This window comes from Salinimicrobium soli (genome assembly GCF_048323655.1).
GTDB lineage: Bacteria > Bacteroidota > Bacteroidia > Flavobacteriales > Flavobacteriaceae > Salinimicrobium > Salinimicrobium soli.
In genome coordinates, this window is the sequence record NZ_JBLUWW010000002.1 from 599,897 (window position 1) to 626,293 (window position 26,397).

The 26,397-nt window shown below is 41.4% G+C and carries 27 protein-coding genes; 12 read left to right on the forward strand and 15 right to left on the reverse strand.

Annotation, left to right across the window (positions count from 1 at the left end):
* Nucleotides 1-197 precede the first annotated feature (197 nt).
* From rplS to ACNORC_RS08300, 5 genes are all read right to left on the reverse strand, one after another.
* Nucleotides 198-548: a 50S ribosomal protein L19 gene (rplS, locus tag ACNORC_RS08280; RefSeq protein ID WP_418335154.1), complete on the reverse strand. Its 351-nt coding sequence runs from the start codon at nucleotides 546-548 to the stop codon at nucleotides 198-200.
* Between the two features lie 120 nt (nucleotides 549-668).
* The gene (trmD, locus tag ACNORC_RS08285) at nucleotides 669-1,355 is read right to left on the reverse strand and encodes a tRNA (guanosine(37)-N1)-methyltransferase TrmD (protein WP_418335155.1); all 687 of its coding nucleotides are present in this window, start codon (nucleotides 1,353-1,355) and stop codon (nucleotides 669-671) included.
* A gap of 79 nt (nucleotides 1,356-1,434) precedes the next feature.
* Nucleotides 1,435-2,019 carry a hypothetical protein gene (locus ACNORC_RS08290; protein ID WP_418335156.1) on the reverse strand — a complete coding sequence of 195 codons (585 nt, stop codon included), beginning with the start codon at nucleotides 2,017-2,019 and terminating at the stop codon, nucleotides 1,435-1,437.
* Nucleotides 2,020-2,197: 178 nt separating this feature from the next.
* Nucleotides 2,198-3,646, reverse strand: a complete 1,449-nt coding sequence (locus ACNORC_RS08295; protein ID WP_418335157.1) for a glyceraldehyde-3-phosphate dehydrogenase — start codon at nucleotides 3,644-3,646, stop codon at nucleotides 2,198-2,200.
* 138 nt (nucleotides 3,647-3,784) lie between these two features.
* The gene (locus tag ACNORC_RS08300; RefSeq protein WP_418335158.1) at nucleotides 3,785-5,149 is read right to left on the reverse strand and encodes a trypsin-like peptidase domain-containing protein; all 1,365 of its coding nucleotides are present in this window, start codon (nucleotides 5,147-5,149) and stop codon (nucleotides 3,785-3,787) included.
* Nucleotides 5,150-5,283: 134 nt separating this feature from the next.
* Between ACNORC_RS08300 and dapF the strand changes: the two genes are divergently transcribed.
* The 4 genes from dapF to ACNORC_RS08320 all read left to right on the forward strand — a co-directional run bounded on the left by dapF (nucleotide 5,284) and on the right by ACNORC_RS08320 (nucleotide 8,524).
* Nucleotides 5,284-6,072, forward strand: a complete 789-nt coding sequence (gene dapF, locus ACNORC_RS08305; protein ID WP_418335159.1) for a diaminopimelate epimerase — start codon at nucleotides 5,284-5,286, stop codon at nucleotides 6,070-6,072.
* Nucleotides 6,066-6,602, forward strand: coding sequence for a GNAT family N-acetyltransferase (locus tag ACNORC_RS08310; RefSeq protein WP_418335160.1), 537 nt, complete (start codon nucleotides 6,066-6,068; stop codon nucleotides 6,600-6,602). Before dapF ends, ACNORC_RS08310 begins: the two co-directional genes overlap by 7 nt.
* Nucleotides 6,592-7,635, forward strand: a complete 1,044-nt coding sequence (gene mltG / locus ACNORC_RS08315) for an endolytic transglycosylase MltG (protein WP_418335161.1) — start codon at nucleotides 6,592-6,594, stop codon at nucleotides 7,633-7,635. Before ACNORC_RS08310 ends, mltG begins: the two co-directional genes overlap by 11 nt.
* Before the next feature lie 214 nt (nucleotides 7,636-7,849).
* Nucleotides 7,850-8,524, forward strand: a complete 675-nt coding sequence (locus ACNORC_RS08320) for a peptidoglycan-binding protein LysM (RefSeq protein ID WP_418335162.1) — start codon at nucleotides 7,850-7,852, stop codon at nucleotides 8,522-8,524.
* Here the strand turns inward: ACNORC_RS08320 and ACNORC_RS08325 are convergent.
* The 3 genes from ACNORC_RS08325 to dnaA are packed head-to-tail and all read right to left on the reverse strand — an operon-like array spanning nucleotide 8,502 to nucleotide 11,121.
* A complete protein-coding gene (locus ACNORC_RS08325; protein ID WP_418335163.1) occupies nucleotides 8,502-9,230 on the reverse strand; it encodes an SAM-dependent methyltransferase in 729 nt (242 codons plus the stop codon). The genes ACNORC_RS08320 and ACNORC_RS08325 overlap by 23 nt on opposite strands.
* 1 nt (nucleotide 9,231) lies before the next feature.
* The gene (locus ACNORC_RS08330) at nucleotides 9,232-9,684 is read right to left on the reverse strand and encodes a low molecular weight protein-tyrosine-phosphatase (protein ID WP_418335164.1); all 453 of its coding nucleotides are present in this window, start codon (nucleotides 9,682-9,684) and stop codon (nucleotides 9,232-9,234) included.
* A gap of 9 nt (nucleotides 9,685-9,693) precedes the next feature.
* Nucleotides 9,694-11,121, reverse strand: a complete 1,428-nt coding sequence (gene dnaA / locus ACNORC_RS08335) for a chromosomal replication initiator protein DnaA (RefSeq protein WP_418335165.1) — start codon at nucleotides 11,119-11,121, stop codon at nucleotides 9,694-9,696.
* A 216-nt stretch (nucleotides 11,122-11,337) separates the two neighbouring features.
* On the opposite strand from dnaA, the gene ACNORC_RS08340 reads away from it, so the two are divergent.
* Nucleotides 11,338-11,736 (forward strand): acyl-CoA thioesterase, encoded by a 399-nt coding sequence (locus tag ACNORC_RS08340; RefSeq protein ID WP_418335166.1) that lies wholly within the window; start codon nucleotides 11,338-11,340, stop codon nucleotides 11,734-11,736.
* On the opposite strand, the gene ACNORC_RS08345 is transcribed toward ACNORC_RS08340, so the two are convergent.
* The 4 genes from ACNORC_RS08345 to ribD are packed head-to-tail and all read right to left on the reverse strand — an operon-like array spanning nucleotide 11,730 to nucleotide 14,866.
* On the reverse strand, nucleotides 11,730-12,350 hold the full coding sequence (locus tag ACNORC_RS08345) for an IMPACT family protein (RefSeq protein WP_418335167.1): 621 nt from the start codon (nucleotides 12,348-12,350) through the stop codon (nucleotides 11,730-11,732). The genes ACNORC_RS08340 and ACNORC_RS08345 overlap by 7 nt on opposite strands.
* Nucleotides 12,338-13,219, reverse strand: coding sequence for an EamA family transporter (locus ACNORC_RS08350; protein ID WP_418335168.1), 882 nt, complete (start codon nucleotides 13,217-13,219; stop codon nucleotides 12,338-12,340). Before ACNORC_RS08350 ends, ACNORC_RS08345 begins: the two co-directional genes overlap by 13 nt.
* On the reverse strand, nucleotides 13,216-13,824 hold the full coding sequence (locus ACNORC_RS08355) for an HAD family hydrolase (RefSeq protein WP_418335169.1): 609 nt from the start codon (nucleotides 13,822-13,824) through the stop codon (nucleotides 13,216-13,218). The genes ACNORC_RS08350 and ACNORC_RS08355 overlap by 4 nt, the downstream gene beginning before the upstream one ends.
* Nucleotides 13,817-14,866, reverse strand: a complete 1,050-nt coding sequence (gene ribD / locus ACNORC_RS08360; RefSeq protein WP_418335170.1) for a bifunctional diaminohydroxyphosphoribosylaminopyrimidine deaminase/5-amino-6-(5-phosphoribosylamino)uracil reductase RibD — start codon at nucleotides 14,864-14,866, stop codon at nucleotides 13,817-13,819. The genes ACNORC_RS08355 and ribD overlap by 8 nt, the downstream gene beginning before the upstream one ends.
* Nucleotides 14,867-14,894: 28 nt before the next feature.
* Between ribD and ACNORC_RS08365 the strand changes: the two genes are divergently transcribed.
* Genes ACNORC_RS08365 through ligA form a run of 4 tightly spaced genes read left to right on the forward strand, consistent with a single transcriptional unit; the run spans nucleotide 14,895 to nucleotide 18,891 of the window.
* A complete protein-coding gene (locus ACNORC_RS08365; protein ID WP_418335171.1) occupies nucleotides 14,895-15,380 on the forward strand; it encodes a GNAT family N-acetyltransferase in 486 nt (161 codons plus the stop codon).
* Nucleotides 15,381-15,392: 12 nt separating this feature from the next.
* Nucleotides 15,393-16,241 (forward strand): peptide chain release factor N(5)-glutamine methyltransferase, encoded by an 849-nt coding sequence (gene prmC / locus ACNORC_RS08370; RefSeq protein ID WP_418335172.1) that lies wholly within the window; start codon nucleotides 15,393-15,395, stop codon nucleotides 16,239-16,241.
* Nucleotides 16,238-16,903, forward strand: coding sequence for a VOC family protein (locus tag ACNORC_RS08375; RefSeq protein ID WP_418335173.1), 666 nt, complete (start codon nucleotides 16,238-16,240; stop codon nucleotides 16,901-16,903). The genes prmC and ACNORC_RS08375 overlap by 4 nt, the downstream gene beginning before the upstream one ends.
* On the forward strand, nucleotides 16,900-18,891 hold the full coding sequence (gene ligA / locus ACNORC_RS08380; RefSeq protein ID WP_418335174.1) for an NAD-dependent DNA ligase LigA: 1,992 nt from the start codon (nucleotides 16,900-16,902) through the stop codon (nucleotides 18,889-18,891). The genes ACNORC_RS08375 and ligA overlap by 4 nt, the downstream gene beginning before the upstream one ends.
* Nucleotides 18,892-18,927: 36 nt before the next feature.
* Here ligA and ACNORC_RS08385 read toward each other — a convergent pair whose 3' ends face one another.
* Nucleotides 18,928-19,308, reverse strand: coding sequence for a hypothetical protein (locus ACNORC_RS08385; RefSeq protein WP_418335175.1), 381 nt, complete (start codon nucleotides 19,306-19,308; stop codon nucleotides 18,928-18,930).
* Nucleotides 19,309-19,523: 215 nt separating this feature from the next.
* Between ACNORC_RS08385 and ACNORC_RS08390 the strand changes: the two genes are divergently transcribed.
* A complete protein-coding gene (locus ACNORC_RS08390; RefSeq protein ID WP_418335176.1) occupies nucleotides 19,524-23,420 on the forward strand; it encodes a PAS domain S-box protein in 3,897 nt (1,298 codons plus the stop codon).
* Nucleotides 23,389-23,814, forward strand: coding sequence for a response regulator (locus ACNORC_RS08395; protein ID WP_418335177.1), 426 nt, complete (start codon nucleotides 23,389-23,391; stop codon nucleotides 23,812-23,814). The genes ACNORC_RS08390 and ACNORC_RS08395 overlap by 32 nt, the downstream gene beginning before the upstream one ends.
* A gap of 4 nt (nucleotides 23,815-23,818) precedes the next feature.
* Here ACNORC_RS08395 and ACNORC_RS08400 read toward each other — a convergent pair whose 3' ends face one another.
* Both ACNORC_RS08400 and ACNORC_RS08405 read right to left on the reverse strand, forming a co-directional pair.
* Nucleotides 23,819-24,730: a metallophosphoesterase gene (locus tag ACNORC_RS08400; RefSeq protein ID WP_418335178.1), complete on the reverse strand. Its 912-nt coding sequence runs from the start codon at nucleotides 24,728-24,730 to the stop codon at nucleotides 23,819-23,821.
* Nucleotides 24,727-25,485: a 5'-nucleotidase C-terminal domain-containing protein gene (locus ACNORC_RS08405; RefSeq protein WP_418335179.1), complete on the reverse strand. Its 759-nt coding sequence runs from the start codon at nucleotides 25,483-25,485 to the stop codon at nucleotides 24,727-24,729. Before ACNORC_RS08405 ends, ACNORC_RS08400 begins: the two co-directional genes overlap by 4 nt.
* A gap of 192 nt (nucleotides 25,486-25,677) precedes the next feature.
* On the opposite strand from ACNORC_RS08405, the gene ACNORC_RS08410 reads away from it, so the two are divergent.
* Complete coding sequence (locus ACNORC_RS08410) at nucleotides 25,678-26,364, forward strand: hypothetical protein (protein WP_418335180.1); 687 nt, start codon at nucleotides 25,678-25,680, stop codon at nucleotides 26,362-26,364.
* Nucleotides 26,365-26,397 lie beyond the last annotated feature (33 nt).

A 26,397-nucleotide genomic window follows, 5' to 3' on the forward strand; every position in this document is an offset into this window, starting at 1 on the left:
GAACTTTGCTCTACATGAATTTAAAGAAAGATTCCTTGCGACATCTTTTACCTTTAAAATTCATACTTCAATATACGAACTTAATAGCACGTATGCAAATGGAATTCAGGTAATTAGAGTGAAATTTTTCCTAAAATTTTGAAATAAAAAAAGCCTCAAAACTGAGGCTTTTTATTAAAGAATATCTGGGAATCAGATTATCTTCTTCTTTCTTTGATACGGGCTTTTTTACCTGTAAGTTCTCTAAAGTAGTAAATTCTAGCTCTACGTACTTTACCACGCTTGTTGACTTCAATTTTTTGAAGAGCAGGAAGGTTCAATGGGAAGATACGTTCAACTCCAACTGTACCACTCATTTTACGGATTGTAAAAGTTTGAGAAGCACCTGTCCCTCTTTTTTGGATTACAACACCACGAAAGAACTGAGTACGGGTTTTAGCACCCTCTGTAATTTCATAATACACAGTGATGGTATCCCCGGCTGCAAATTCAGGGAATTCCTTTTTTGTAACAAACTCGTCCTGTACAAATTTAACTAACGATTCCATGTTTGATATGGTTTAAAAATAAAGTCTAAAGCAACATTCACGGTTTTCGCCAGAGGTTGATCTAGAAACGAGTGCAAAATTATAAATTTTTTTTGATCTGTGTACTCTAAAATGAGGTTTTTATTCATCCTCATTCTCAAGCAGATCGGGGCGCAATCTTTTGGTGCGCTCGTATGCTTTTTCTTCCCGCCATTCTTCGATCTTCGGAAAATTGCCGGAAGTGAGAATTTCAGGTACTTTCCAGCCTTTGTATTCGGCTGGGCGCGTGTAAATAGGCGGAGCTAACAAATTGTCCTGAAAGGAATCGGTGAGGGCAGAGGTCTCATTTCCCAAAACTCCGGGTAACAACCTGATCACTGCGTCACAGAGCACAGCTGCGCCAAGCTCCCCTCCCGAAAGCACATAGTCTCCCACAGAGATCTCCCTGGTAACAAAATGTTCCCGCACCCGTTGATCAACCCCTTTGTAATGCCCGCAAAGAATGATCAGATTCTTTTTAAGGGATAGTTCATTGGCAGTTCCCTGCTTAAGCGTCATTCCATCGGGGGTCATGTAGATCACTTCGTCATAATCCCTTTCGGCCTTAAGTGCAGAGATGCATTTATCTATAGGTTCGATCATCATCACCATTCCGGCGCCACCGCCAAACTGGTAATCATCCACCTGTTTGTAATTATCAGTTACGTAATCCCTAAGGTTGTGAAGATGGATCTCAACCAGTCCTTTTTCGATGGCCCGTTTTAAAATAGAGGCCTCGAACGGACTTTTAAGAATATCCGGAACTACTGTAATAATGTCAATTCGCATGGTGGAGAAATATAAGTATTAGGAGTGGCAAAAGTACCACTCCTTTAACTATAGTCCAATTATTAGCTTTCGAAAAGGTCTATTTAGCGAGCTTAAGCTGCTTGTTCTTTTCGTCCTGTAAAAGTCTGCCCAACCTTTGTTCTTTTTCCAAAGATTTGGCGCGGTAAGCCTCAAATTCTTTTTCCAACTCTTCGAGATTCTTTCTGGCTTCCTGGGTATGGATGTCGCTCTTTTTAAAACGGTAAACAAACAATGCAAGGGCAAGCACCAACACTCCAACGATTCCCCACATGATGGATTGATAAGATGCTTTGCTGAAAGGCATACCTAAAAAGGTAATTGAATCCTTTTCTGAAGTTACCTCGTTTAGCTTTGCTTCAAAGATGTCAAGATCAGCTTTTAATTTTCCGATCTTTTCTTTTTGAGCCTGAGCTGCTTCTTTTCCGCTTGCGATCTCTGCCTTTAGTTCGGCAATTCTTTTTGAGGTAAGATCCTGGAGTTTTGATAACTCATCTGAATCTACCACTTTATACCCCTTAAAATTGTTGGAGTTGGTGATAAGTTCAGAAAACTTTTCGTCAATGGTAGTTTCCGCAGAAACCTGCGCAAAAGCCATAGAGGTCATAAATAGAATGAGGAGCGTAGAGAATAAAGTTTTTTTCATAGTTTTTCTTTTTTTTTCACTTCCAAAACGGGTACCGGCAGATGTTATTGTAAAGCTTTTTCATTTTTTTTTCAGCACCTAACTTGCTGTTTTTCTGCACCCGAACTTTTAGCGAGTGCAAAACTACTAATAAAAAACCCACCTCGTGAGGTGGGTTTGAAATAATTTTTTTGATCTACTAATAGTAGGTGTATCTCCTTACTTTTGCAAGGTATTTTGCCAGTCTGATCACCTGATGGCTGTATCCATATTCATTGTCGTACCATACATAAAGGACGACGTTTTTCCCATCTTCGGTTACAATAGTGGCATTACTGTCATAAATGGAAGGTTGGGCCGAACCAACAATGTCTGAAGACACCAGTTCATTATCCAGGGAATATTTGATCTGTTCAACAAGATCTCCTTCTAAAGCATATTTTTTGATGATCTCGTTGATACCTTCTTTAGAAGTTGGGTTTTCCAATTCCAGGTTAAGAATGGCCAGAGAACCATTAGGAACCGGAACCCTGATCGCGTTGGAAGTAAGTTTGCCTTCAAAAATTGGAAGTGCTTTAGAAACTGCTTTTCCTGCACCGGTTTCAGTGATCACCATATTGAGGGCAGCTGCACGGCCTCGTCGATATTTCTTGTGCATATTATCAACCAGATTCTGGTCATTGGTATAGGCATGGATGGTTTCCAGGTGCCCGTGAACTACTCCCAAAGAATCCTGAACCGCTTTTAGGACAGGAGTAATGGCGTTGGTAGTACAGGAAGCAGCAGAAAAAATGGAAAGTTCATCCGGATTGTATTCCAGGTGGTTCACCCCGTGTACAATATTTGGAATCCCTTTTCCGGGGGCGGTGAGCAACACTTTGCTTGCACCTTTGGAAGTGAGGTGTCTTTTTAATGCTTCCTCATCTCTAAATGCTCCGGTGTTGTCAATGATGAGTGCATCTTTAATCCCATATTCAGTATAATCTATTTCTTCCGGATTATCGGCAGAGATCATATGAACAGTAGTACCATTGATCACCAGGCACTGCTTTTCAATATTTATTGCTACGGTTCCTGAAAAATCTCCGTGAACAGAGTCATTCTTCAACAGGGAAGCTCTTTTTTCAAGCACCGTCTGGTCTATTTTACCACGTGTCACCACGGCTCTAAGTCTCAATTGACTTCCTTTCCCCGTTCTGGTCATAAGCTCTCTCGCTAACAGACGACCAATCCTTCCGAAGCCATAAAGAACAACATCCTTTGGAGTAACTTCATCACACTGCTTAGCTTCTTTCAGTTTGTCAGATACAAATGCGGTGGCATTGGCATATTTTTGATCTTCCAGGTGATACTCATAGGTGAGTTTTCCAATATCCAGCTTAGCCGGAGGGAAATCCAACGTTTTAATAGCCTCTGCGATCTCTACGGAATCAAAAATTGAAATTGGTTTTTGAACAAATTCCCCTGCGTATTCGTGCAGATCAAGAATGTCACTCACGTTGCGATCAATAAGCTGGTTTCTAAACAGTACCAGTTCTATGGATTTATCATACCAAAGGTCACTGATAGTTTTGATAAACTGCACCGCCGCACGACGCCTGTCTGCCTGAAAGGCTAATTCTTTTTCGTAAACTTCGTTTGAGTTCATTTTTACAAAGTGTGTTGTTTGTTATAAATCGCTGCAAAAATATATATTTCAAACGTTTTCGTAAAAGTATTTGAACAAAAAAAACCTGCCCTTGAAAAAGGGCAGGAATGAGCTTTAAAAATAGCTTTTTTCAGGAGTTTACCTCCATACATATTTTTGCTTTTCTCCATTGGGGTTCACGAATGTGACGCTGATTGGGTCAGAAGCATCTCTTCTGGAGAGGATACGCTGAACATCGTTTATATTTCGCACGGGAACATTGTCTATTTCGGTAATTATTGTTCCGTACAATTGTTCAGACTGCATTTGAGGAGTCAATCCGCGGGTGATCTTCACTCCGTTCTCAACCTTACTTTTCTTCAGTTCTTCAGCTGTGGCGTTGGAAACTTCCAGGCCTATTTCTTTGATCTGGTAAACTTCATATTTAGTTAGGCGTACGTTAAGGGTCTTTTCATTTCCATTTCTAAGTACCTTTACTTTGACTACATCATCGGGACGCTTAGACCCTATGTACCCTGAAAGATCTGAAAACTTCCTTATCTCCACATTATCTATCTGGTTGATGATATCTCCGGATTTAATACCGGCTTTTTCGGCGCCACTACCTGCTTCTACCTCGCTCACATAAACTCCTTCTGAAACATCTACTTCCATTTCTGCAGGTAATTTACCCGCCTGTAAACCTCTAATACCAAGAATTCCCTGTTGCACATCCCCAAATTCGAGAATGTCCTCCACGATCTTACGGGCATTGTTGGAGGGCACTGCAAAGGCATAACCAACATAGCTTCCGGTTTGAGAAGTAATGGCAGTATTGATACCTATGAGTTCTCCATGTATATTCACAAGAGCACCACCGCTATTCCCGGGATTGATAGCCGCATCTGTCTGAATAAAGGAAGAGACATTGGCGTCCATACCAAGGTCACGTGATTTGGCACTGATAATTCCGGCCGTAACAGTAGAGGTAAGGTTAAAAGGGTTACCTACAGCGAGTACCCATTCCCCGATCTGAGCATTATTAGAATTTCCGAAAGGCAGGTAATCGAGATCTTCTGCATCAATTTTCAATAAAGCAATATCGGTCTTGGGATCAGACCCGATGACTTTTGCCATGTAATTTTGATTGTTGTTCAGGGTCACCTGTAACTTATTGGCATTCTGAATTACGTGGTTATTGGTTACGATATATCCGTCCGGCGAAATGATCACTCCGGAACCTGTCCCTTGCAAAGCCATACCGGTTCTGGAGGAAAAAGGATTCCTGGTAACTGCCATGTTCTTCACGTGCACTACGGCATGGACAGATTTATTGGCGGCCTCGGTAAAATCGGCCATAGAAGATTCCGCCATTCTTTTATTAAAGTTGACAGGAGTGTATTCGGGAATCCCGCTGGTGTCTTCCACTATGATAAGTTCTTCATCAAAAAAGATCAAATAACTTCCCAAAGAAAGAAAACCACCAAGCATAGAAACCATGACTAAACTGACTATTTTTTTCATTTTTCTAATGAGTGAGTTTATGGTTAAACATTTGATTCTATTGTTGTCGTATATATTCTGTTCCTATTTACAACATCTTAACGGCTCATCATTTCTGGCTTTTATTGTATCTTTGGTCCCTTAAAATTTAGCTGATGGAGCTTTCATTTTACAAATATCAGGGAACCGGAAATGACTTTGTAATGGTAGATAACCGTTCACAGGTATTATCCAAAAACAATACCAATCTCATCAAGCAGCTATGTGACCGAAAATTTGGCATAGGTGCTGACGGACTTATTCTTCTGGAAAATTCTGAGGTGCCAACTGATGATTTTAAAATGGTCTATTTTAACGCAGATGGCAGGGAAAGTAGTATGTGCGGTAACGGTGGAAGATGTATTGTTGCTTTTGCCCATTTTCTTGACATTATAAATGAAAAAGCTGTCTTTACAGCTATAGACGGAGTGCATGAAGCAGTACTGCAAAATGAATTAGTTGGTCTCAAAATGTCAGATGTTGAAAGAATAGAAGAGAAACCTGAAGCGGTATTTCTCAATACCGGGTCTCCTCATCACGTTATTTTTACAAAAGATGTAGATGGAACAGATGTGGAGAAGGAGGGAGCAGCTATTAGAAATTCGGAGAACTATAAAAGCATTAACGGGACCAACGTCAATTTTGTAGAATATCTGGATGAAGCTACTTTTAAAGTGCGCACCTTTGAAAGAGGAGTGGAGGCAGAAACCCTTTCCTGTGGTACGGGAGTAACTGCTGTAGCCCTGGCTGCCTATGCTACCGGTAAGGCTTCAGAAAAAACGATTCACCTTCAAACACCGGGGGGGCAATTGGCTGTTTCCTTTGAGCCTGGGGAGAACGGATTCCAAAATATCTGGCTTACAGGACCTGCAAAAATGGTATTTAAAGGCAGTATTTCATGTTAACACTAAAGGGAGAGAAAGTATATCTGCGAGCGCTTGAGCCAGATGACCTTGATTTTCTATACTCTGTCGAGAATGATGAGGAATTCTGGGAAGTAAGCTGCAACAGTACGCCTTATTCCCGTTTTGTTTTAGGACAGTATCTTGAGAACGCTCATAAAGACCTTTATGAGGTAAAACAATTACGGCTGGTGATCTGTGAAGCAGGTGACGATTCCCCTGCAGGATTTATTGACCTTTTTGATTTTGATCCCAAACATCGGCGCGCGGCCTTGGGAATAATTGTGATCAATAAAAACAGCAGGAAAAAAGGTTTTGGTTTTGAAGCCCTACAGTTGATGTGTAAATATTCCTTTACTCATTTGGGCCTCCATCAGGTATATGCCCACGTAGGAGCTGATAACACCTCAAGTAAATTACTTTTTGAAAAAGCGGGTTTTGTTTGTACCGGACAAAAAAAAGATTGGATCCGCGTGAATGGAACTTATAAAGATGAGCTCATCTATCAATTGATCGACAAAAATGTACATTAAAAAAATATTAGTTGCCATTGCCCTTTTGGGAATAGTTGGATTGGCGATCTTCTCATATTATATATACGACGTGATCTTTCTTCCGAATACTACATTTTCAGAAGAAAAAGCGGAAGTATTAATTCCGACAGATGCCACCTATCCTGAAGTGAGGCAGTTGTTGGAGCCTTTGCTGGACGACTTAAAGGAGTTCGACCTGGTAGCGGGTAAGAAAGGGTATACCACCAATGTCAAGGCGGGCCGGTATATTCTGAAAAAAGGGATGAGCAATAATGAGATCATCAACACCTTAAGAAGTCGAAACGTTCCGGTGTGGGTAACCTTCAATAACCAGGAACGCTTAGAAGATCTGGCCGGCAGGATCGCCGTTCAAATCGAGGCAGACAGTACACAGCTTCTGGAAACTATGAAAGATTCGACATTTTTGGTTGCTAATGATCTTAACGAAAGGACAGCTTTGGAAATGTATATTCCCAATAAATATGAATTCTTCTGGAATACTTCCGCGGAAGAATTCAGGGACCGCATGCAGCGGGAGAGTACACGCTTTTGGAACGAGACCCGCCTTAAAAAAGCTGAAGAAATAGGCCTTACTCCTTCCGAAGTTATGGTGCTGGCATCTATAGTACAGAAGGAAACAGCAAAAGTAGATGAAAGAAAACGTGTTGCCGGCGTCTACATGAACCGTCTTAAAAGAGGAATGAAACTCGATGCCGATCCTACAGTAATTTATGCTCTTAAGGATCGCTTGCAGAACTTTGACACCATCATTAAAAGAGTGCTATATAAGGACCTCACCTTGGATTCTCCTTATAATACCTATTTGTATAAAGATCTACCTCCCGGGCCAATTACTATGCCCGATATCTCTTCAATTGACGCAGTACTCAACTATGAGGACCACGACTATCTTTACTTTGTAGCTGATGTCCAGAATTTCGGATATCACAAATTCGCCAAAACGCTTTCCCAGCACAATGCAAATAAAAGGGAATATGTGAAGTGGATAAATAAACAAAAGATCAACAGGTAATTTTCTTCTTCTTTATTAAGTTTTTGTTATAAAGTCAATTAGGTATACGAATTGGCTGTTTGGCACGTTCTATGCGTATTATACGTCAGTAGTATTAAAAAGGCATTAAGAATCATTTAACAGGCTGATGGTCAGATTTTTAAAAAATGTCTTACATTTGTCGGCCGATTTGAGAGAAATGTTAAAGTGATTCTCAAACATAAACAACCAAAGGATGAAGAAGAAAATTGCAAAATTTTCAGTATTACCGGTTTTAGGAGCTTCCGTTTTCTTTTATAGCTTTTCAGCTAAAAGAGCAACAGAAATGCGTGAAGCCCTGGCAGCTGAATTTTCAACTACAGGACAGGAATTGTTATTCACAGTTCCAGAGGCTCCCCCAACAACATTTGTAGATCCGGACACCAGATTCTATCCTGAATTGGGAAAATCTTATGTGGCTTTTAAAGAAGCACTGGGATTCAAAGAATCAGGCGGAGACTACAGCGTAGTCAATGAATTCGGTTACCTCGGAAAATATCAGTTCGGAAAAGGTACGCTTAAGATGATTGGGATAAGGGATGTAAATACCTTCCTTAATACCCCCGATCTTCAGGAAGCTGCTTTTTATGCGAACGCCTCAAGAAACAAGTGGATCCTTCGCAGGGATATTGACCGTTTCCAGGACAAGGTGATCAATGGGATCAAAATAACTGAATCTGGAATACTGGCTGCTGCACACCTGGCAGGAGCGGGTAACGTAAAGAAATTTTTGAGAAGTGGCGGAGCCAATAGCTTTAGCGATGGCTTTGGAACTTCAATTAAGCATTACTTTAAGAAGTTCGAAGGATATGATACTTCGTTCATTGTCCCGGAGCGGACAGCGAAGGTTAAAAGTCCTTCTGCAATATAAATATAGTGGGCCTCTTGTGAAGGTCCACTTTTGTTTTAGCCCATTCTGAAATGGGTTTTGTGACAATGTATTCTGTGGCCAACGTAATATCACAGGCAATACATACCCGGGTTGCCGGATGCAGGTTCTGTACGAGATCTTCCAACATCTTATTGTTCCGGTAGGGAGTTTCAATGAACAATTGCGCCTGACCCTTTTCCAGAGACAGTCTTTCCAGATTCCTGATCTCGCTTTTACGGGCAGCCTTGTCAATGGGCAGGTATCCGTTAAAGGCAAAGCTTTGACCATTCATTCCCGAGCTCATCATCGCCAATAAAATTGAGGATGGACCTACCATGGGAACGACTTTAATATTTTCCTGGTGGGCAATACGTACAACATCAGCTCCCGGATCAGCTACCCCGGGACATCCCGCTTCGCTGAGTAAACCCACATCTTCTCCATTTTTACAGGGTGTCAAAAAAGTGGGAATTTCAGCAGGATCTGTATGTTTGTTCAGAACGAATAATTTGAGGGAAGGCTGTGATTTGGTCGGGACTAATTTTTTTATAGCCTTGCGGGCCGTCTTTTCATTTTCTACAATGAAAGTATCAATACGCTCAATTTGTTTTTGGACAGATGCCGGTAAAACATCCAGAGGATCATTGTCCCCCAAAGTGGTAGGCAAGAGGTAGAGTTTTCCGGAATTTGCAAAAGAGTTGTTCAAACTATAGTTTTTTGGCAATTACCTCACAAGCTTCGTCTAGCATCTGGAAAACCTTGTGGAAACCATCTTTTCCGCCGTGGTAAGGATCGGGCACTTCTACATTCTCACCGGGAAAAACTTCATTGAGTATTAAAGAAACTTTCTGTTTATCCTCTTCATTGCGCGCCAAATCGATTACATCATAGTAGTTGGACATATCCATAACGTAGATCCTATCAAACCTGTCAAAATCCTCTACGCTGAATTGCCTTCCTTCCTGAGATGTAATGTCCAGGTTATTTTCCCGTGCTATGGAAACAGAACGTTCGTCGGGCGAATGGCCAATATGATAATCACTGGTCGCAGCCGAGTCAACATAAACTTTGTTTGGATCTACTTTTGATTTAAGGATGCCTTCGGCCAGGGGAGACCTGCAGATATTTCCCAGACACACCATCAAAACCCTGGTTTTCATAAAAGTATTTTATAGAGTAAGCTTCTTGTTGATGTCTTCAACAAATTTATTGAATTGTTTATCTGTAGAAGCAAGATTGTCTACCGTTTTACAAGCATGCAATACAGTGGCGTGGTCCCTTTTTCCGATTTGAGAGCCAATGCTGGCCAAAGAAGCCTTGGTGAATTTTTTAGCAAAGAACATAGCCAATTGTCTGGCCTGAACGATATGTCTTTTTCGCGTTTTTGACTGAAGTGTCTCCACATCCATCTGGAAATATTCACTAACAATCTTTTGGATGTAGTCAATTGAGACTTCCCGCTTGGTGTTTTTTACGTAATTATCTACGATCTTTTTGGCAAGCTCAAGAGTGATATCCTTCTTATTAAAGGAGGAGTGGGCGATCAATGAGATTATAGCACCTTCCAGTTCACGGATGTTCGTTTTGATATTGTTGGCAAGGAATTCCACGATCTCCTCCGGCATGTCAACTCCATCACGGTACAATTTGTTCTTAATGATCGAGATGCGGGTTTCCGTATCTGGATGTTGAAGTTCGGCAGAAAGTCCCCATTTGAATCTGGACAACAGGCGTTGTTCAATATCCTGCATATCAACAGGTGCCTTGTCACTGGTTAAGATAACTTGCTTCCGGTTCTGGTGCAGGTGATTGAAAATATGGAAGAAAACGTCCTGAGTACCTGCTTTGCCAGAAAGCAACTGAATGTCATCCACTATCAGCACATCGATGATCTGGTAAAAATGAATAAAATCATTGCGATTATTCTTCTTTACAGATTCTATATACTGTTGGGTGAATTTTTCTGCGGAAATATACAGAACCGTCTTTTCTGGATACTTGTCTTTTATTTCGATCCCGATAGAATGCGCCAGATGTGTTTTTCCCAATCCAACCCCTCCAAAAATGAGCAGCGGGTTGAAAGAAGTTTCTCCCGGTTTATTGGCAACTGCTAATCCCGCGGAACGGGCCAGCCTGTTAGAATCTCCTTCAAGGAAATTCTCAAAGTTGTAACTGGGGTTAAGTTGGGATTCGATCTTTACGTTTCTGATCCCGGGTATTATAAACGGATTTTTAAGCTCCGGATTTTTGTTCTTGATTGGTACGTCAACTTCCTGTGAGGCCATGTTAGATCTATTGGTACTGGGGATCTTTTCGGTAAAAGGTTGCTTGTTGCCGTAGGTGTTTTCCATCCTAATCACATAGACCAGTTTTGCCTGTTCTCCAAGGACTCTGTTTAACGAAACCTTAAGAAGTTTTACATAATGCTCCTCCAACCATTCGTAGAAAAATTTAGAGGGAACCTGAATACTAAGTGCCTTATCAGAAAGTTTAACTGCCTTTATAGGTTCAAACCAGGTTTTATATGCCTGGGGGGTAATGTTATCTTTAATGAAAGCTAGACAGCTGTTCCAAACTGATTGCGCAGTTTCTGACATTCCTGATTCTAAATTTTTAATGCGGTTGTTGGTTGTAATTTCCATAAGAAAAAGAGAAAACCTTCTTTCTCTTGGGGGTTAATTGGTGCAACAAATATGTGAACAAAATATGTAAAAAAAAAACGATCTACCTCTTGAATTTTAACAAAAATTTTAGCATACTTGGTTGCTGTGTTGAAAGTACAAAACCGATTTAAATAATCCCACAAAAAATTCATGAAAAGCCATAATTCCTATGTTAAAGTTCGATATGCGGAGACTGATCAAATGGGCGTGGTCTATCATGGCAACTATGCGCAATACCTCGAGATTGCCCGTATAGACTGGCTTGAGGCACTGGGGATCTCCTACAGAAAAATGGAAGAGGAGGGGGTGATGTTACCGGTTTATGAACTTAACCTTCGTTTTAAACGATCGGCAAAGTTCGATGATCAACTTCGGATCGAGACCACCCTAAAGGAAAAACCGGGAGTCAGGATCTCATTTACCTATCAGATCTTTAACCAGGAGGAGGAATTACTTACCGAAGCTGAGACTACCCTTATATTTATGGACATGGAAAAGAATAAACCCATGAAATGTCCGCAGTATATCCTGGAAAAACTCGGTTATTGATCCTCGAGTTCGGTAATTTCTACTTTATAGGTAGCGTCAAATTTTTCGTAAATTCTTTCGGCTTCTTTTTTTCGGACAGAAATAATGATCCTGCAATCAAGTTCAAGGATCTGGTCAATTACCGTTAAGTTATTTTCCTTGATCACCCGCATGACCTTATTCATTTCGGGGTAATCAAATTTTATCTGGTACCTCACATCTATGGTGCGGGTTACAATGTAGGAAGCTTCAAGGGCCATTTGAGCTGCCGTTTTGTAGGCATTAATAAGTCCGCCGACTCCAAGTTTCACCCCGCCAAAATATCTTACCACCACGATCAGGATGTTCGTAACATCAAAAGACTGGATCTGACCATAAATAGGCATTCCGGCAGAATTGGAAGGTTCGCCGTCATCATTCGCACGGTAATGCGGTTCCTCTTTTCCCAGTTGCCAGGCGTAACACCAATGCCTGGCCGAGTGATGTTTTTTCCTGAGATCTTCCAGGTGTTCCTTGATTTCATCTTCGGAAGTGACCGGAAAAGCATATGCAAAGAACTTGCTGTTCCTGTCTTTGAAAAGCACTTCTTCTGAAGCTTTTGTAATGGTTTTATAGGTATCTTTTAATTCATCCATTCTTCTGAAGTTGCGATCAAAATAATACTTACTACTGCCAGTCCAATACCTATCCAGTTCTTTTTCAGCATGCGTTCTCTAAACAAAAGAATTCCGAGGAAAGTAGAGATCATCACAATAGCGACATTGTTTAGAGGGAAAATTGTAGAACTTTCCACTCCGCCGCTTCTAAGAGCGAGAACCAGAAAATAGATCGAGCCGAAGTTGGGGATTCCCAGAGCGATACCGCCGAGAAGATTTTTAAACTGCAACCGTAGCTTTCCCTGTACCCCTTGAAAAATGAGAATTCCTGTTCCTATTATTCCGGCAATTCCGAAAATGGTCGAAGAGAAAACAGCCACATCGGTTTCGGCTACGTAAGTAGTTTCAAGATATTTTAAGGTAGTGTCAATGATCCCGCTTCCGAAGAATACCAGCAGCGGAAAAATAAGATTCCGTTTTCTGATCTTGATACCTTCTCTTTTTTTGATCGAAGTGAGATAGACGGCCACCAGCGCACATACAATTCCGGTCACTTTAATGAACCCGGTACTCTCGTTATACAAAAAGATCCCGAACAAGACCGGAATGGCCACCGACATTTTTGTGGCTACAGATACGACGGAGAGTCCGCTGCGTTGGGTGGTAATGGCTGCGAGGTAGAAGACGGCGATGAACATGAATCCTAAAATAACTGTTCCGGGGAACCAGGATTCGGTTGGTATTCTTTGAAAGTCGAACAGCTGATCGTCGACGAGCAGACCGGCGGAAAATGCGAAAAAATAATTGAAAATGATCGCCTGCAGCGTATTGATGCCGAAGCGGTTGTAGAGCTTGAAGATCACGAAGATCACGCTCGAAGAAAGGACGCTGAGGAGTAAAAAGATCAAAATAACTCCTTTTTGACCGAGAAGAGATCTGTCACATCTTGTGTGGCAGGATCAATATTCCAGGTGTGAATGTTCAATTCGGCTGCGGCCCTGGTATTTTCGGGTGTGTCGTCTATAAAAAGTGTTTCTTCGGGATTAAGCCGGTGCTTCTTTAAAACAAATTCAAAAATGGAATGTTCCGGTTTCCGAAGGTTGATCTCCTGGGAAAGATAGAAGGCATCAAAACAATTCCTGAAGTCTTCAAAAAAAGGAATATTGTCCTTTACCCAATCAATATGTATGTCGTTGGTGTTGCTGAGCAGAATGAGAAAATACTTCCCTTCTTTTTTCAGTTGCTGTAAAAATTTAAGCCGGTGTTCAGGAAAATGCAGCAAAATGGCATTCCAAGAATCCTTGAAATTCTCGGAAGTGAGCTGAGGATAAGTCTGGCACCAGGAGTCGATAAATTCTTCAGAACTGATAAGGCCTTTCTCGTATTTCTGATTTTTGAGATGCATCTCTTCGGAAAGATCAGAGATTTCCATACGCTCCAGTTCGCGCCTCGTCGCTGCCTTGTCCAGGTCGAGAAAAACATCTCCAAAGTCAAAAATGAGGGTTTTAATCATGTTTATAGATCTTTAATAGGTCTGAAGCAATTTTTTCTTCTGCCATGAGCTTACCTGAAAAATGAGGTGCAGGAATCCCTTTTTTGAAACTGATGTTTCCGGTAAAAATACGGGCCTCATCCCAGAGTTGATCGTCGATGAATGTCTGTAGGGTTTGATTCCCCCCTTCAATGATCACAGATTGTATTTCGTGCCGGTAAAGTACTTCCATTATTTGCTGCGGAAGCTTGGAACTAAAATCAAGCTTCTCAAAAATGACATTTTTGGCACCTCTTTCTTTCGACTCTTTTTCTGTAAGCACCAGCGTTTTTATACTGTTATCAAAAAGGTGAGAATTCTCCGGAATTCTTAATTGCCGGTCCAGCACCACGCGCACTGGATCTGCTCCTGTCCATAAACGGGTGTTCAGCTTAGGATTGTCAGCTATAGCAGTATTGGTTCCGACTAATATAGCCTGTTCTTCTGAACGCCATTTATGCACCCGTTGTTTGGAATATTCATTGGTGATCCACACGGGCCGGCGTTTACCGTCAGGAGTTTCTCCGGGACTCAAAAAACCGTCTGCACTTTGTGCCCATTTCAGGATCACATAAGGGCGTTGTTTGGTGTGATAGGTGAAAAACCTTCTGTTTAGTTCCTGGCTTTCCTTTTCCAAAACACCCACAATCACTTCACAACCGGCATCCATTAATTTTTTGATTCCTTTTCCGGCAACTTCCGAAAAGGGATCTACAGTTCCAATAACTACTTTTTTGATGCCGCTATCAATAATTAAGTTGCTGCACGGTGGTGTCTTTCCGTAGTGGCTGCAGGGCTCCAGACTCACGTAAATCGTTGCCTTTTTTAGAAGGTCTTGATCTCTTACTGAGTTAACGGCATTTACTTCTGCATGCGGTTCTCCTGCTTTTTGGTGCCAGCCCTCTCCAATTATACGATCTTTATGAACGATTACACATCCCACCATAGGGTTGGGGTAGGTGCGCCCAAGGCCGTTTTGAGCCAGCTGAATACAGCGATTTATGTATTTTTCGTGTATCTTCACGCCACAAAAATAGTATTTAATAGACAGAATGAGCAGCTATGTGATACGGGAAATTGAACCCGAAGATAACCCACAGGTAAAAAAGGTTATCCAGAGTGTGCTGGTGGAGATGGGAGTGCCTAAAGTAGGTACTGCCTACGAGGATAAATCTCTGGATGATATGTACGCCACTTATGACCATCCCCGAATGACTTATTTTGTGGTTGAGGAAGATGAAAAAATAATCGGTAGTGCCGGAATAGCGCCTCTGCAGGGAGGTGATCCTTCAGTTTGTGAGCTTCAAAAAATGTATTTTTTACCTGAGGCCCGTGGCAGGGGAGTGGGTGCTGAAATGATGCAGAAGTGCCTTAATTACGCCAAAATTGAAGGCTATAAACAATGCTATCTGGAGACTCTTCCTTACATGGTAAATGCCCGCAAATTGTACGCCCGCACCGGTTTCGAGGAACTTGATGGACCTATGGGTGACACAGGCCATTACAATTGTACCATGTGGATGATCAAAGATCTGTAAACAGCTTTATTCATGTTGCTGAAAGATTTTAAACAGAAATTTATTGCTGAACTCAAGGGAGATTATCCGAAGGAGGAGGTAAATTCTTTTTTCAACATACTTACCGAAGCTTTTTTAGGACTTTCCCGATTGGATCTTGCCTTGCAACCTGCCAGGGATCTTTCGGAAGCAGAATTGAAAAAATTTGAAGATTCCTTATCGCGTTTGCAACAACATGAACCCGTGCAATACATCACCGGGAAAAAAGAGTTCTTCGGACTTCAATTTAGGGTGAATCCCCATGTTTTGATTCCGAGGCCTGAGACTGAAGAACTGGTTCAACGGATCCTGGATGATCTTCATGAAAAGAAGGATCAGGAGCTTCGCATACTTGATGTTGGTACGGGCAGCGGGTGTATCGCCATCTCCCTTGCTAAGAATCTTCCGCAGGCAAAAGTAACCGCTATGGATATTTCTGAAGGAGCATTACAAACCGCGCAGGAGAATGCAGAGCTTAATTCTGTTAAGGTAAAATTTCTGAAGAAGGATGTTTTGCAGCTGAAGGAACTGGAGGATCAATATGATATTATAGTTTCTAATCCGCCTTACGTAAGGGAACTGGAGAAAAAGGAAATGCAACGGAATGTGCTGGAATTTGAACCAAAAACGGCTCTTTATGTGGATGATGATTCGCCACTCATCTTTTATCAAAAAATAAGTGAGCTGGCTGCCAGAAACTTACTTCCGGGTGGAGCAGTTTATTTTGAGATCAATCAATATCTTGCCACTGAAACGGAAAGAATTTTAGCCGAAAAAGATTTTCGTACCCGCTTAAAAAAAGATATTTTCGGTGTTTACCGAATGCTAAAAGGAGAGAAATGAAGATCGAATATTTGAAATTATATAGCTCAAACCTTGAGAAGCAAAAAGAATTCTATGGGGATTTGCTGGGGTTAGCAATTAAAAGCAAATCTGAGAAATCTTTTCAGGTTCAAATTGGGTATTCGGTTCTCGAGTTTGAAGAAAAGGAGCGGGCTACTAATTACCACATCGCATTTCATATTCCTGCACGGCAGGAGGAGCAGGCATTAGAATGGCTGCTTCAGCGAACGATGATCCTTAAAGATGGAGATGACAGTATTGTGGATTTTCCCGGATGGAAAGCTAAGTCGGTATATTTCTATGATGCAGATAAAAACATTGTGGAATTTATTTCGCGAAGACACTATTTTCAGGAGGAGAGCAATCTTTTTTCAGAAAAAAGTATAGTCGGCATTAGTGAAATAGGCCTGGCTACAGATGATGTGGAAGAAAAGTTCAGATTTTTGAACTCTAACTGCGGACTGCAAAAATTCACCGGAGATTACGAACGTTTTTGCGCCACCGGGGATGACGAAGGCCTGTTTATCGTGATCAATAAAAATATGAAAGACTGGATACCCACCGGAGATAAAGCTTTTGCTTCTCCTTTTAAAATAATGTTTTCAGTAGAACAGGCCTCTTACCAGGTCGGGTTCCAAAATGACAGATTAGAACTTCTATGAAGCCTGAAGAAAAAATAAGATCCCTGCGGGAAGAACTGCACCACCACAACCATCTATACTACGTGTTGGACAAACCGGAAATTACTGATTATGAGTTTGACCAGAAATTAAAGGAACTTGAAAAACTTGAAAAAGAACATCCGGAGTTTTATGATGAAAACTCCCCAACATTACGAGTGGGTGGCGCAGTCACAAAGAACTTCGCGACTATGGTTCACGAACACAGAATGTATTCTCTTGATAATTCCTATTCCAAAGAAGACCTGGAGAACTGGGAGAAAAGGATCAGGAAGCAAGTGGACGGCGAGGTAAATTATACCTGTGAGTTGAAGTATGACGGGGCCTCCATAAGTCTTACCTACGAAAAAGGGGAATTTAAGCAGGCTGTTACCCGCGGCGACGGATTCAAGGGAGACGACGTGACCAATAATGTGCGCACCATACGATCTGTACCCCTAAAACTGCAGGGCGATTATCCTGAAAAATTTGAAATTGGAGGAGAGATCGTTCTTCCCTATGAGGGATTTGCACATCTTAACGCAGCCAGAGTTGAAGCAGGGGAGGAGCCTTATGCAAATCCGCGGAATACTGCTTCGGGAAGCCTTAAGCTTCAGGATAGTGCCGAAGTAGCGAGAAGACCCCTTGATTGCCTTTTATACGGACTTAAAGGAAGCAAAATCGGAATAAAAACCCAGTATGAAAGTCTCGAAAAAGCCCGCTCCTGGGGATTCAAAGTTCCTGAAGAGGCTATTTTGGCCAAAGACCTGGATGAGGTTCTTAAGTATATTAATTACTGGGATGTTCACAGGCACGACCTCCCATATGAGACCGATGGGGTAGTTGTAAAGGTGAATGATCTGCATCAACAGGATGAACTTGGATATACATCTAAGTCACCGCGCTGGGCTATGGCCTATAAGTTCCAGGCCGAGCAGGTATCAACAAAGTTGAACAAGATCACTTACCAGGTAGGAAGAACCGGTGCAATCACTCCGGTAGCTAATCTGGAGCCTGTTCAATTAGGGGGAACAACTGTAAAAAGAGCTTCGTTGCACAATGCTGATCAGATAGAAAAGCTGGATATCAGGGAAGGGGATACGGTGTACGTTGAAAAAGGAGGAGAGATCATTCCGAAGATCGTCGGGGTGGATTTCACCAAGCGGGATCCAAAATCTGAACCTACAAAATATATTACTCATTGCCCGGAGTGTAATACAGAGTTGGTACGTAACGAAGGGGAAGCCCAGCATTACTGTCCAAACACGAACGGCTGTCCGCCACAGGTGATTGGGCGCATTCAGCATTTTATTTCCAGAAAGGCCATGGATATAGAAGGTTTAGGTGGCGAAACTGTGGCCTTACTGGTGAATGAAGGACTGATAGGAAATTATGCAGACCTTTATGAGCTAAAGAAGGAGCAGATCCTGCCACTGGAACGAATGGCCGAAAAATCTGCCGACAATCTCATTACCGGAATAGAAAACTCCAAGGAAATTCCTTTTGAAAGAGTTTTGTTTGCCTTGGGAATCCGGTATGTTGGAGAAACCGTTGCCAAAAAACTTGCCAAGGAATTTAAAAGTATTGATGCCCTGGAGAAAGCTTCAAAAGAAGAGCTTGAACGGGTAGATGAAATTGGGGAACGAATTGCCGAAAGTGTGGTAGAATTCTTTGCATCTAAGGAGAATGTCGAAAATGTTGAGCGTCTAAAGGAGTACGGACTACAGTTATCTATTTCTGCGGAAAAACTCGCCAACCAAACCAATAAACTGGAAGGGCAAACTTTTGTGGTCTCGGGAGTGTTCACTATGTCACGAAACGACCTGAAGAAGATGATCGAAGATAACGGCGGAAAAGTTTCCGGATCTATTTCTTCAAAAACAAGTTACGTGGTGGCAGGCGAAAATATGGGACCCAGTAAACATGCTAAAGCAGAAAGCCTTGGAATCCCGATCATAAGTGAAGATGAGTTCCTGAAAATGCTAAAATAAACAGCATTTATAGATGCTGCAGTTTCCTCAAAAGGCCTATGCTTCCAGAGTTAAAATGTAGGTTACAAAAGACAGGATAAGAATACTGATCATCAACATGCTTTTTTCCTGAATGGACAGGCGCGCGTAAGCCCTTGCAATACGCTTTTTCATGGGAATGTGGTTGTTTGGGGTAAATATCAGAGAGCTATGATCAGTAGGGATGTCTAACTTCTCTTCCGGATTTGGAAATAGAAAGGCAATATCTTTTCCTTTTAATTGCTTTCCTTTTTCAGATAATTTCAATTTATCTCCCGCTAAAGATATAAGGTCGTGCTTCAAAAGCTCGTTCAGTTTAGCAGGAAGGTCTTTTTCCTCTAAAATCTTGGTCTCATCACCTTCTTCAATACGGTCCAGGAGATACTTTATATCTTTCATAATGCGGGTCGAATCATTTCAATGAGTGAAATAACCGGCACAAATATCTGATCTTAAAGCTTAAGGTTAAATGATTTATGTCATGAAATAAGGAAAGGATATACTTGATCTTTCCGTCAGGGAATTTTCGCGCATAATTATTCAAATTCTTCTTAATTAAAAGTTAATTTCTAGCAAATTAAATTATATTTACGAGCGAAATGTGTCGTTGAGCGATGAAACCCTACTTTTTGTCGAATATGGATTTTAGTGAAGAATTTATTAAGGTTTTACATCTGGTCTCTGCGGAAACCAGTGCAGATCAGGCTTTTACTCCTAAGTCAGAAGTTGAAGGGAAAAGACTTGAAGTTGTCCGGGTCGTCAGTATTGAAGACTTCGAAAAACGGTTGAAAAAGGAACGTCCGGATGTGGTTCTTCTTGACCACACTTCTCAGTTTAAATTAACTTCAGAAGTTATTGAGGTTCTCCAAAATAAGGAGTGGGAAATCCCCCTTATTTTACTCATAGATACGGCATCTGAAAATGAAGCTTTGGAGCTACTTTCCAAAGGAGTGGATGAGTATGTTTTTCTGGACAGGCCTGCCCGATTGCCCGTATGCATTAGGAAGATCATCAAGAAATACTATTTTAAGAGGGAAAGGGAGCAACTGGAGCATAAACTGGAACAGAATGACCGGAAATTCAGGAGCCTTATAGAAAATGGGGCAGATGGGATTGTCATTTTAAATCCTGACGGCTGTAACTCCTATATATCACCCTCTGTAAAAAAGATCCTGGGATATTCCGAAGAAGAAGCAAAAGAACTGAACTTCTATTCCCTTGTCCATCCTAAGGAGCAACAGATCGTCGAGGAAGCTTTCCGCGCCTGTTTTGAGATGAGCGGATTGCCGTTGACGGGACTTCCAATTCGGGTGAAAAGTATATGGGAAAATTATCATTGGTTGGAAATAACTTTCACCAATCTTCTTGACGATCCTGCTATCAACGGTGTGGTTGTGAATTTCAGGGATATCTCAAGATATAAGAAGGCTGAACTAGCCATTCGTGAAAATGAAGAAAAGTATCGATCCTTTTTCCTTCACAGCATGGAGGGCATCCTCTTAACAGTTACCGATGGCCAAATTCTGGCAGCAAATCCTGCAGCCTGCAGAATGTTTGATATGACCGAAAGTGAGATCTGCCGTGCCGGAAGATTTGGTATTGTTGACCCGGATGATGAGCGTGTTGCAAGAGCTGTAAAGGAACGACAGGACAAAGGGCATGTCAAGGCAGAGATCACCTTTATGCGAAAGGATGGAAGCAAATTTCCCGGTGAGGTAACATCTTCGGTCTTCATTAATGCTTCGGGTGAGAAAAGAACCTCAATGATCATTCGCGATCTTTCCGAAAAGAAAAAGGCAGAGGATGAAAAGGAGGCGGTACTACAGGAGTTGCGTGAAAAGAGTTCCAAGTTACTTACCGCACAACGCATTGCCAGGTTAGGTTACTGGGAACAACATCTCGAATTTGGAAAACTTTTTTGGACAGAGGAAGTTTACAGAATTTGGGGTAGAAACCAAAGCAACTTTACTCCAACTTTGGAGGAGGTTGTAAAGACCGTCCATCCAGATGATTTGAAGAAATTTGTCTCTTCGAATTCTGCAGCCATGGCCGGACTTAGAAATCTGGATCTGGAACACCGCATCATATTACCTGATGGAACTATAAAATGGGTACATGAAAGAGGGGCTCTTTCAATTACTGAAGCCGGGATTAGAGTGTTTGAAGGTACTGTTCAGGATATTACCGAAGACAAACTGAACCGACAAAAGTTGATCACCAGTGAAGCCAGGATCCGCGGAATTTTAAAATCCCAAACAAATTATCTTATCCGGGTGGATCTGGATGGGAAGTACTCTTATTGCAATGATAAATTCTGTCAGGATTTTGACTGGATCTTTGAAGACCGGGAATTAATTGGTAAAGAAGCCATTCTTTCTGTAAAGGAAGCATCACGCCCCCGCATCAAAGAAATATTTTTAAAGTGCATCTCTCAACCCAATTCAGTCTTCCAGGTAGAGATCGAAAAAATGGAAAGTGAAGGAGGTGAAAAATATACCTATTGGGATTTTGTATGCCTTACAGATGGCGAAGGAAATCCAATAGAGATCCAGGGAGTAGGTATAGATATTACAGACAGGGTGGAAGTTGAGCAATCTCTTGTTGAAAGTAATAAGCGTTATGAACTGGTGACAAAAGCAACTTCAGACGCTATTTATGACTGGGACATCGCCTCTGGCACGATACTTTGGAGTGACAGTTACAATTCCCTGTTTGGCTACCCGGTAAATGAAACTCCACTCACGATTGATTGCTGGGTGTCTAATGTTCATCCCGAAGATGCCCCAGTGGTAGACGATCTTCATAGAGTACTTAAAAGTGAGGCTGTTTCGTGGGAAGCAGAGTATAGGTACTTAAAAGCAGATGGGAATTACTCTCATGTGCTGGAAAAGGGAACTATTATCAGGAATGATGAAGGTGAAGCCGTAAGAATGGTGGGAGCGGTTCAGGACATTACCGACAGGAAAGAAGCAATGCAAAAACTGGTGCGTAGTGAAGCCCGCCATAGAGGCATTCTGCAGTCTCAGACAAGTTATGTAATTCGGGTGGACCTGGAGGGGAATTATTCATACTGCAATGAGAAATTTTATCAGGATTTTGGATGGATGTATGACGATCATAAAGTGATTGGTAAGAATTCTCTCGATTCCATAAAAGAATACCACCATGAACGTTTGATGGAAGCAACCGAAAAATGCCTTTCCAACCCCGGAAAGGCCTTTCAGGTAGAGCTGGACAAACCCGGAAAAGATGATACTGTAAAATGTACTTTATGGGATATGGTCTTCCTTGTGGATAGTTCCGGAGAGAATGGAGAGATCCAGTGCGTGGGTATTGATATTTCAGATAGGGTGAAGGCTGAAAAAGAGAACCGTTTTCAGGCTAATTTATTGGATAAGATCGGGCAGGCTGCAATTGCAACCGATGCCAACGGAAAGATCACCTACTGGAACAATGCCGCTACAGAAATATATGGCTGGAGCAGGGAAGAAGTGCTGGGAAAAAATATTCTAAGAGTAACCCCGGCCCGAGATACCCGTCAAAAAGGGGAAAATATTATGCAGGTTCTGAAGCAAGGGAAGATCTGGTCTGGTGAATTCATGGTGCAAAGAAAAGACGGGACAGAGTTTCCGGCCCTGGTGACCAATTCCCCCTTTTACGATGAGACCGGAAAATTGCAAGGAATCATAGGGATATCTTCAGATATAACAGACCGAAAAAATGCCGATAATAAGCTGCTGGAACTGAATAAAAACCTTAGGAACTACACTTCAGAACTGGTTGCGGCCAACAAAGGGCTGGAACAATTTTCTTACATTGTCTCGCATAATTTGAGAGCGCCGGTGGCAAACATTTTGGGCCTTGGTGAATTAATTACTACCGAAGATTATCCTGAGGAATTGAAGAAGAAGTTGCTGCAGGAAGTTTTTTCCAATATAGAAAGACTGGATTCTGTAATTACCGACCTGAACGACATTCTTCAGGTAAAGGTTGATATGAGCGAGAAGAAGGAGGATATTGATCTTAAGGAACTCATAAAGACCATAAGTTCTGGTATAGACCAGGTAATAAAAAAGGAGAAGGTTGAGATCATTACTGATTTCTCTGAAGTTCCTGAATTTAATACTACCAAATCTTACCTTCATAGTATCTTTTCCAATCTTATATTTAACAGTATAAAATACAGAAGGCCTGGTGTTAATCCTGTAATTAACATCAAAAGCCGAAAAGAGAATAGTAAGATCTTTATTGAATTCACAGATAATGGAATGGGGATAGATCTGGGTAAAAAAGGAAAACAGATCTTCGGCCTTTATAAAAGATTCCACAATCATGTGGAAGGCAAGGGAATGGGATTATTCATGGTGAAAACCCAGGTGGAGATCATGGGTGGCAAGATTAATGTGTATAGTGAAGTGAATGAGGGAACACGCTTTGTTCTGGAATTTAAAAAAGAAAAGACAATTGTTACCAGAGAAGATGAAGAAAAAACGGCAGTATCTGTTGGTTGATGATGACACCACCAGCAATTTAATTTGTGAACTGAATATCAAAAAAATTGATCCGGAGGCGGAAATTCGATCCTTCAACGTTCCCGAGGAGGCACTTTCCTGTGTAAAAGACGTTTGTGTTCCAAATAAAGAGGCACTTTGTATCCTCTTTCTCGATATCAATATGCCGTCAATGACAGGCTGGGAATTTCTGGATGAGTTTAAGAGATTTTGCCCCGAAATACGCAGCAAATTTGTCGTTTATATTCTTACTTCGTCCATTGAAGATTTCACCACCGAAAAAAAGAAGTATTCCTGTGTAAGAGATTTTCTCACCAAACCCCTTATGCGCGGAAAGCTGGAAAAGGTCATTGAAGATGTCTCGGAGCTAATGCCTGAGAAGACCGAAGTTTAGAATCTTAGACCAGAATAGTCGTTCCTTCGCTACCGGAATTTCCATTGTTATCAAAGAAGAAGTCTATTCTTCCCAATCGTAGTCCGGCCCAGCCAACCTGATTGATCAGCATATTTTTGCCTTCCCTGTTTTTGGTGACGGTGGGTTTGTCCAGAAAAGTGTGGGTGTGACCACCAATTATCAGGTCAATATTTTCAGTAAGGGAGGCCAGTTTCATATCGCTGATCTTATCATCCTGGTAGCTGTAACCTAAATGTGAAAGGCAAATAATTAGATCGCAGTTCTCCTCTTTCTTGAGTTTGGCTGAAATTTCCCTGGAGATCTCTACAGGGTCCAGGTATTTTGTTTCCCTGTAATTCTTTTTTCCTACCAGACCTTCCAGTTCGATTCCGATCCCAAAAACACCAATGCGTATACCGTCCTTAATAAATACTTTGAAGGGTTTGGTATGGCCGTTCATCATGGTGTTGCTGAAATCATAGTTCGCGATTACAAACGGAAAGTTAGCATGCGGAAGCTGCGCATACAAACCGTCAATGCCATTGTCAAAATCATGATTTCCCATAGTGGCCGCATCATAACCCAGCTTACTCATCAATTTAAATTCAAGTTCCCCTCCATAAAAGTTGAAATAAGGAGTGCCCTGAAAAATATCGCCGGCATCTAATAGCAGAGTGTTAGGATTTTCCTGCCTTATTCTTTTGATCAACTCATACCTTCTGGCTATTCCTCCCTGATTTGGGAATTCAGCATGGTCCGGTCCAAAAGGTTCGATGTGACTGTGCACATCATTGGTGTGCAGAATGGTTATTTTCTTCTGCTTTTTTTCTTCGGAAAAAGACATTAATCCAAAGCTTCCAAGTCCGGCAACGGCTGTTGCCGCCGCAGTATTCTTTAAAAAGTTCCTTCTGTTCATTTGATTCTTATAAATCTTTCATCTTCCACCGGTGCGATCGTATCGTGCCGACTGAAGTAATCCAGGAGTATATTTCTGATCTTATAGTCAATGTAGGTGCTATCCAGGGCTTCAGAAAAGAAGACCATATTATCCCCACCATGGAAAAGGTAATCATTGGTAGCTACATAGTAAATGCCATCATCCTTTATGGGTGTGCCCTGTACCAGTGCTTTTTTAATGCTGTTGTCTTCCCCAATGACTAGTTCGATGCCTGACACAGGATGAGCTGTACCCGAATCTATTAGGAATCTGATCATTTTTCGCAGGCTTTGTCCCGTCATTTCTGCAACTATCACTTCATTTTCAAAAGGCATTAACTGGTAAGCCGAGCGGGTGGTAACGTCTCCCTGATTGATAGACGATCTGATTCCCCCATGGTTAAGGAGTACTATATCTATGGAATGGCCGGTCCTTTTTTGAAAGATCGGATTTGAAAGCTCCATCACAGCATCTGCCATCATATTACCAAGTGCGGTATTCAGTTCCCCATCTGTTTTTTTTAGATCACTGACAGAGTACGATAGTACTGCGTTCATTTCTTCGTCTATATGTTGCTTGTAAGGCTCAATAAAAGCAGAAATCGAATCATTTGCCGGAATGGAATCTGTAATGGAGATCTCTTTTCCCTCTATTCGATCCAGTGTGGTAATTGAGGTTTCCTTGCAGGAACTGAAGAAAAGAAATAGAGGAAAAAGCAGTAAAGAATATTTCATTTTTAGAAGGGATTCAGAAGTGCAAAAATAAAGGTTTATTAGTATTAGATCACCAAACCTCTGGAAAAATGGTGAAGTTGAATTTTCCTACTTTTTTGATTTTAAGAGAAATGATAAAAAAAATTGTTTTAATTTCCCGTCAAATTTGAGGTGTTCTTTTTTAAATATTCTTTATCCTGATAACATAAACCTTTGAAAACAAGTCAAAAAGTATTTATCCTTTTTTTACTTTTAGGCGGACTCTTTATTGCAGGCTCCCTCTTTGATTTACGACTTGTCACCTTAATTTCTAATTATCTCATCATCCCGGTGCTTATACTGTATTACCGGTATAAATCCAAAAAATGGTTCATTGCCATGGTAATTGCTCTTTTGCTGTTTTACGTTAGGGATACGTTGCTGCTCTATGGATTTCCTAATTATCCGAATCTTATAATGATCAGTTTTGGGTGTGCTTTGTCGATTGTCTACATGTTTGCCATTGTTGGTTTTCAACGATCAAAAATACATTTTGTGGAGTTGATCTCTGTCCTGATAATGTATGGATTTCTGGGATTTCTGTTTTTCTCGATTGGGGAGTTGGTTCCGCAGGTAATGCCTTCCTATAAAGGTCCTACATATTTGTACCTTTTCCTGCTTACCTTCCTGCTGGCAATAACTTTTACCAGTTATCTTCTTAAATCGCACTACGCTTCACTATGGCTAATGTTAGCCTCGGCCTCGCTGCTGGTTTCAGAACTTTCTTTGTTCTTTAAAATGTATATAGTTTCTGATTTTAGTGTCAATGTCTTCTACCCACTTTTTCACGTAATTGCGTATTACGCCCTGGTGGAACACGCAATCAACAGAAGGAGATCACAGCGAATACCATTTTTTTGATTTCGTACTGGAAACCTACAATTTTTTAGAGGT

Coding starts and splice junctions, on each gene's coding strand:
- mltG (WP_418335161.1), top strand. CDS start 6,592: ATGTACATTAAAAAAATATTAGTTGCCATTGCCCTTTTGGGAATAGTT.
- dapF (WP_418335159.1), top strand. CDS start 5,284: ATGGAGCTTTCATTTTACAAATATCAGGGAACCGGAAATGACTTTGTA.
- trmD (WP_418335155.1), bottom strand. CDS start 1,355: ATGCGAATTGACATTATTACAGTAGTTCCGGATATTCTTAAAAGTCCG.
- ACNORC_RS08300 (WP_418335158.1), bottom strand. CDS start 5,149: ATGAAAAAAATAGTCAGTTTAGTCATGGTTTCTATGCTTGGTGGTTTT.
- rplS (WP_418335154.1), bottom strand. CDS start 548: ATGGAATCGTTAGTTAAATTTGTACAGGACGAGTTTGTTACAAAAAAG.
- ACNORC_RS08355 (WP_418335169.1), bottom strand. CDS start 13,824: ATGATTAAAACCCTCATTTTTGACTTTGGAGATGTTTTTCTCGACCTG.
- ACNORC_RS08395 (WP_418335177.1), top strand. CDS start 23,389: ATGAAGAAAAAACGGCAGTATCTGTTGGTTGATGATGACACCACCAGC.
- ACNORC_RS08310 (WP_418335160.1), top strand. CDS start 6,066: ATGTTAACACTAAAGGGAGAGAAAGTATATCTGCGAGCGCTTGAGCCA.
- ACNORC_RS08320 (WP_418335162.1), top strand. CDS start 7,850: ATGAAGAAGAAAATTGCAAAATTTTCAGTATTACCGGTTTTAGGAGCT.
- ACNORC_RS08405 (WP_418335179.1), bottom strand. CDS start 25,485: ATGAAATATTCTTTACTGCTTTTTCCTCTATTTCTTTTCTTCAGTTCC.
- ACNORC_RS08290 (WP_418335156.1), bottom strand. CDS start 2,019: ATGAAAAAAACTTTATTCTCTACGCTCCTCATTCTATTTATGACCTCT.
- ACNORC_RS08345 (WP_418335167.1), bottom strand. CDS start 12,350: ATGGATGAATTAAAAGATACCTATAAAACCATTACAAAAGCTTCAGAA.
- ACNORC_RS08365 (WP_418335171.1), top strand. CDS start 14,895: ATGAGCAGCTATGTGATACGGGAAATTGAACCCGAAGATAACCCACAG.
- ACNORC_RS08340 (WP_418335166.1), top strand. CDS start 11,338: ATGAAAAGCCATAATTCCTATGTTAAAGTTCGATATGCGGAGACTGAT.
- ligA (WP_418335174.1), top strand. CDS start 16,900: ATGAAGCCTGAAGAAAAAATAAGATCCCTGCGGGAAGAACTGCACCAC.
- ACNORC_RS08390 (WP_418335176.1), top strand. CDS start 19,524: ATGAAACCCTACTTTTTGTCGAATATGGATTTTAGTGAAGAATTTATT.
- ACNORC_RS08400 (WP_418335178.1), bottom strand. CDS start 24,730: ATGAACAGAAGGAACTTTTTAAAGAATACTGCGGCGGCAACAGCCGTT.
- ACNORC_RS08385 (WP_418335175.1), bottom strand. CDS start 19,308: ATGAAAGATATAAAGTATCTCCTGGACCGTATTGAAGAAGGTGATGAG.
- ACNORC_RS08295 (WP_418335157.1), bottom strand. CDS start 3,646: ATGAACTCAAACGAAGTTTACGAAAAAGAATTAGCCTTTCAGGCAGAC.
- ACNORC_RS08330 (WP_418335164.1), bottom strand. CDS start 9,684: ATGAAAACCAGGGTTTTGATGGTGTGTCTGGGAAATATCTGCAGGTCT.
- prmC (WP_418335172.1), top strand. CDS start 15,393: ATGTTGCTGAAAGATTTTAAACAGAAATTTATTGCTGAACTCAAGGGA.
- dnaA (WP_418335165.1), bottom strand. CDS start 11,121: ATGTCAGAAACTGCGCAATCAGTTTGGAACAGCTGTCTAGCTTTCATT.
- ACNORC_RS08375 (WP_418335173.1), top strand. CDS start 16,238: ATGAAGATCGAATATTTGAAATTATATAGCTCAAACCTTGAGAAGCAA.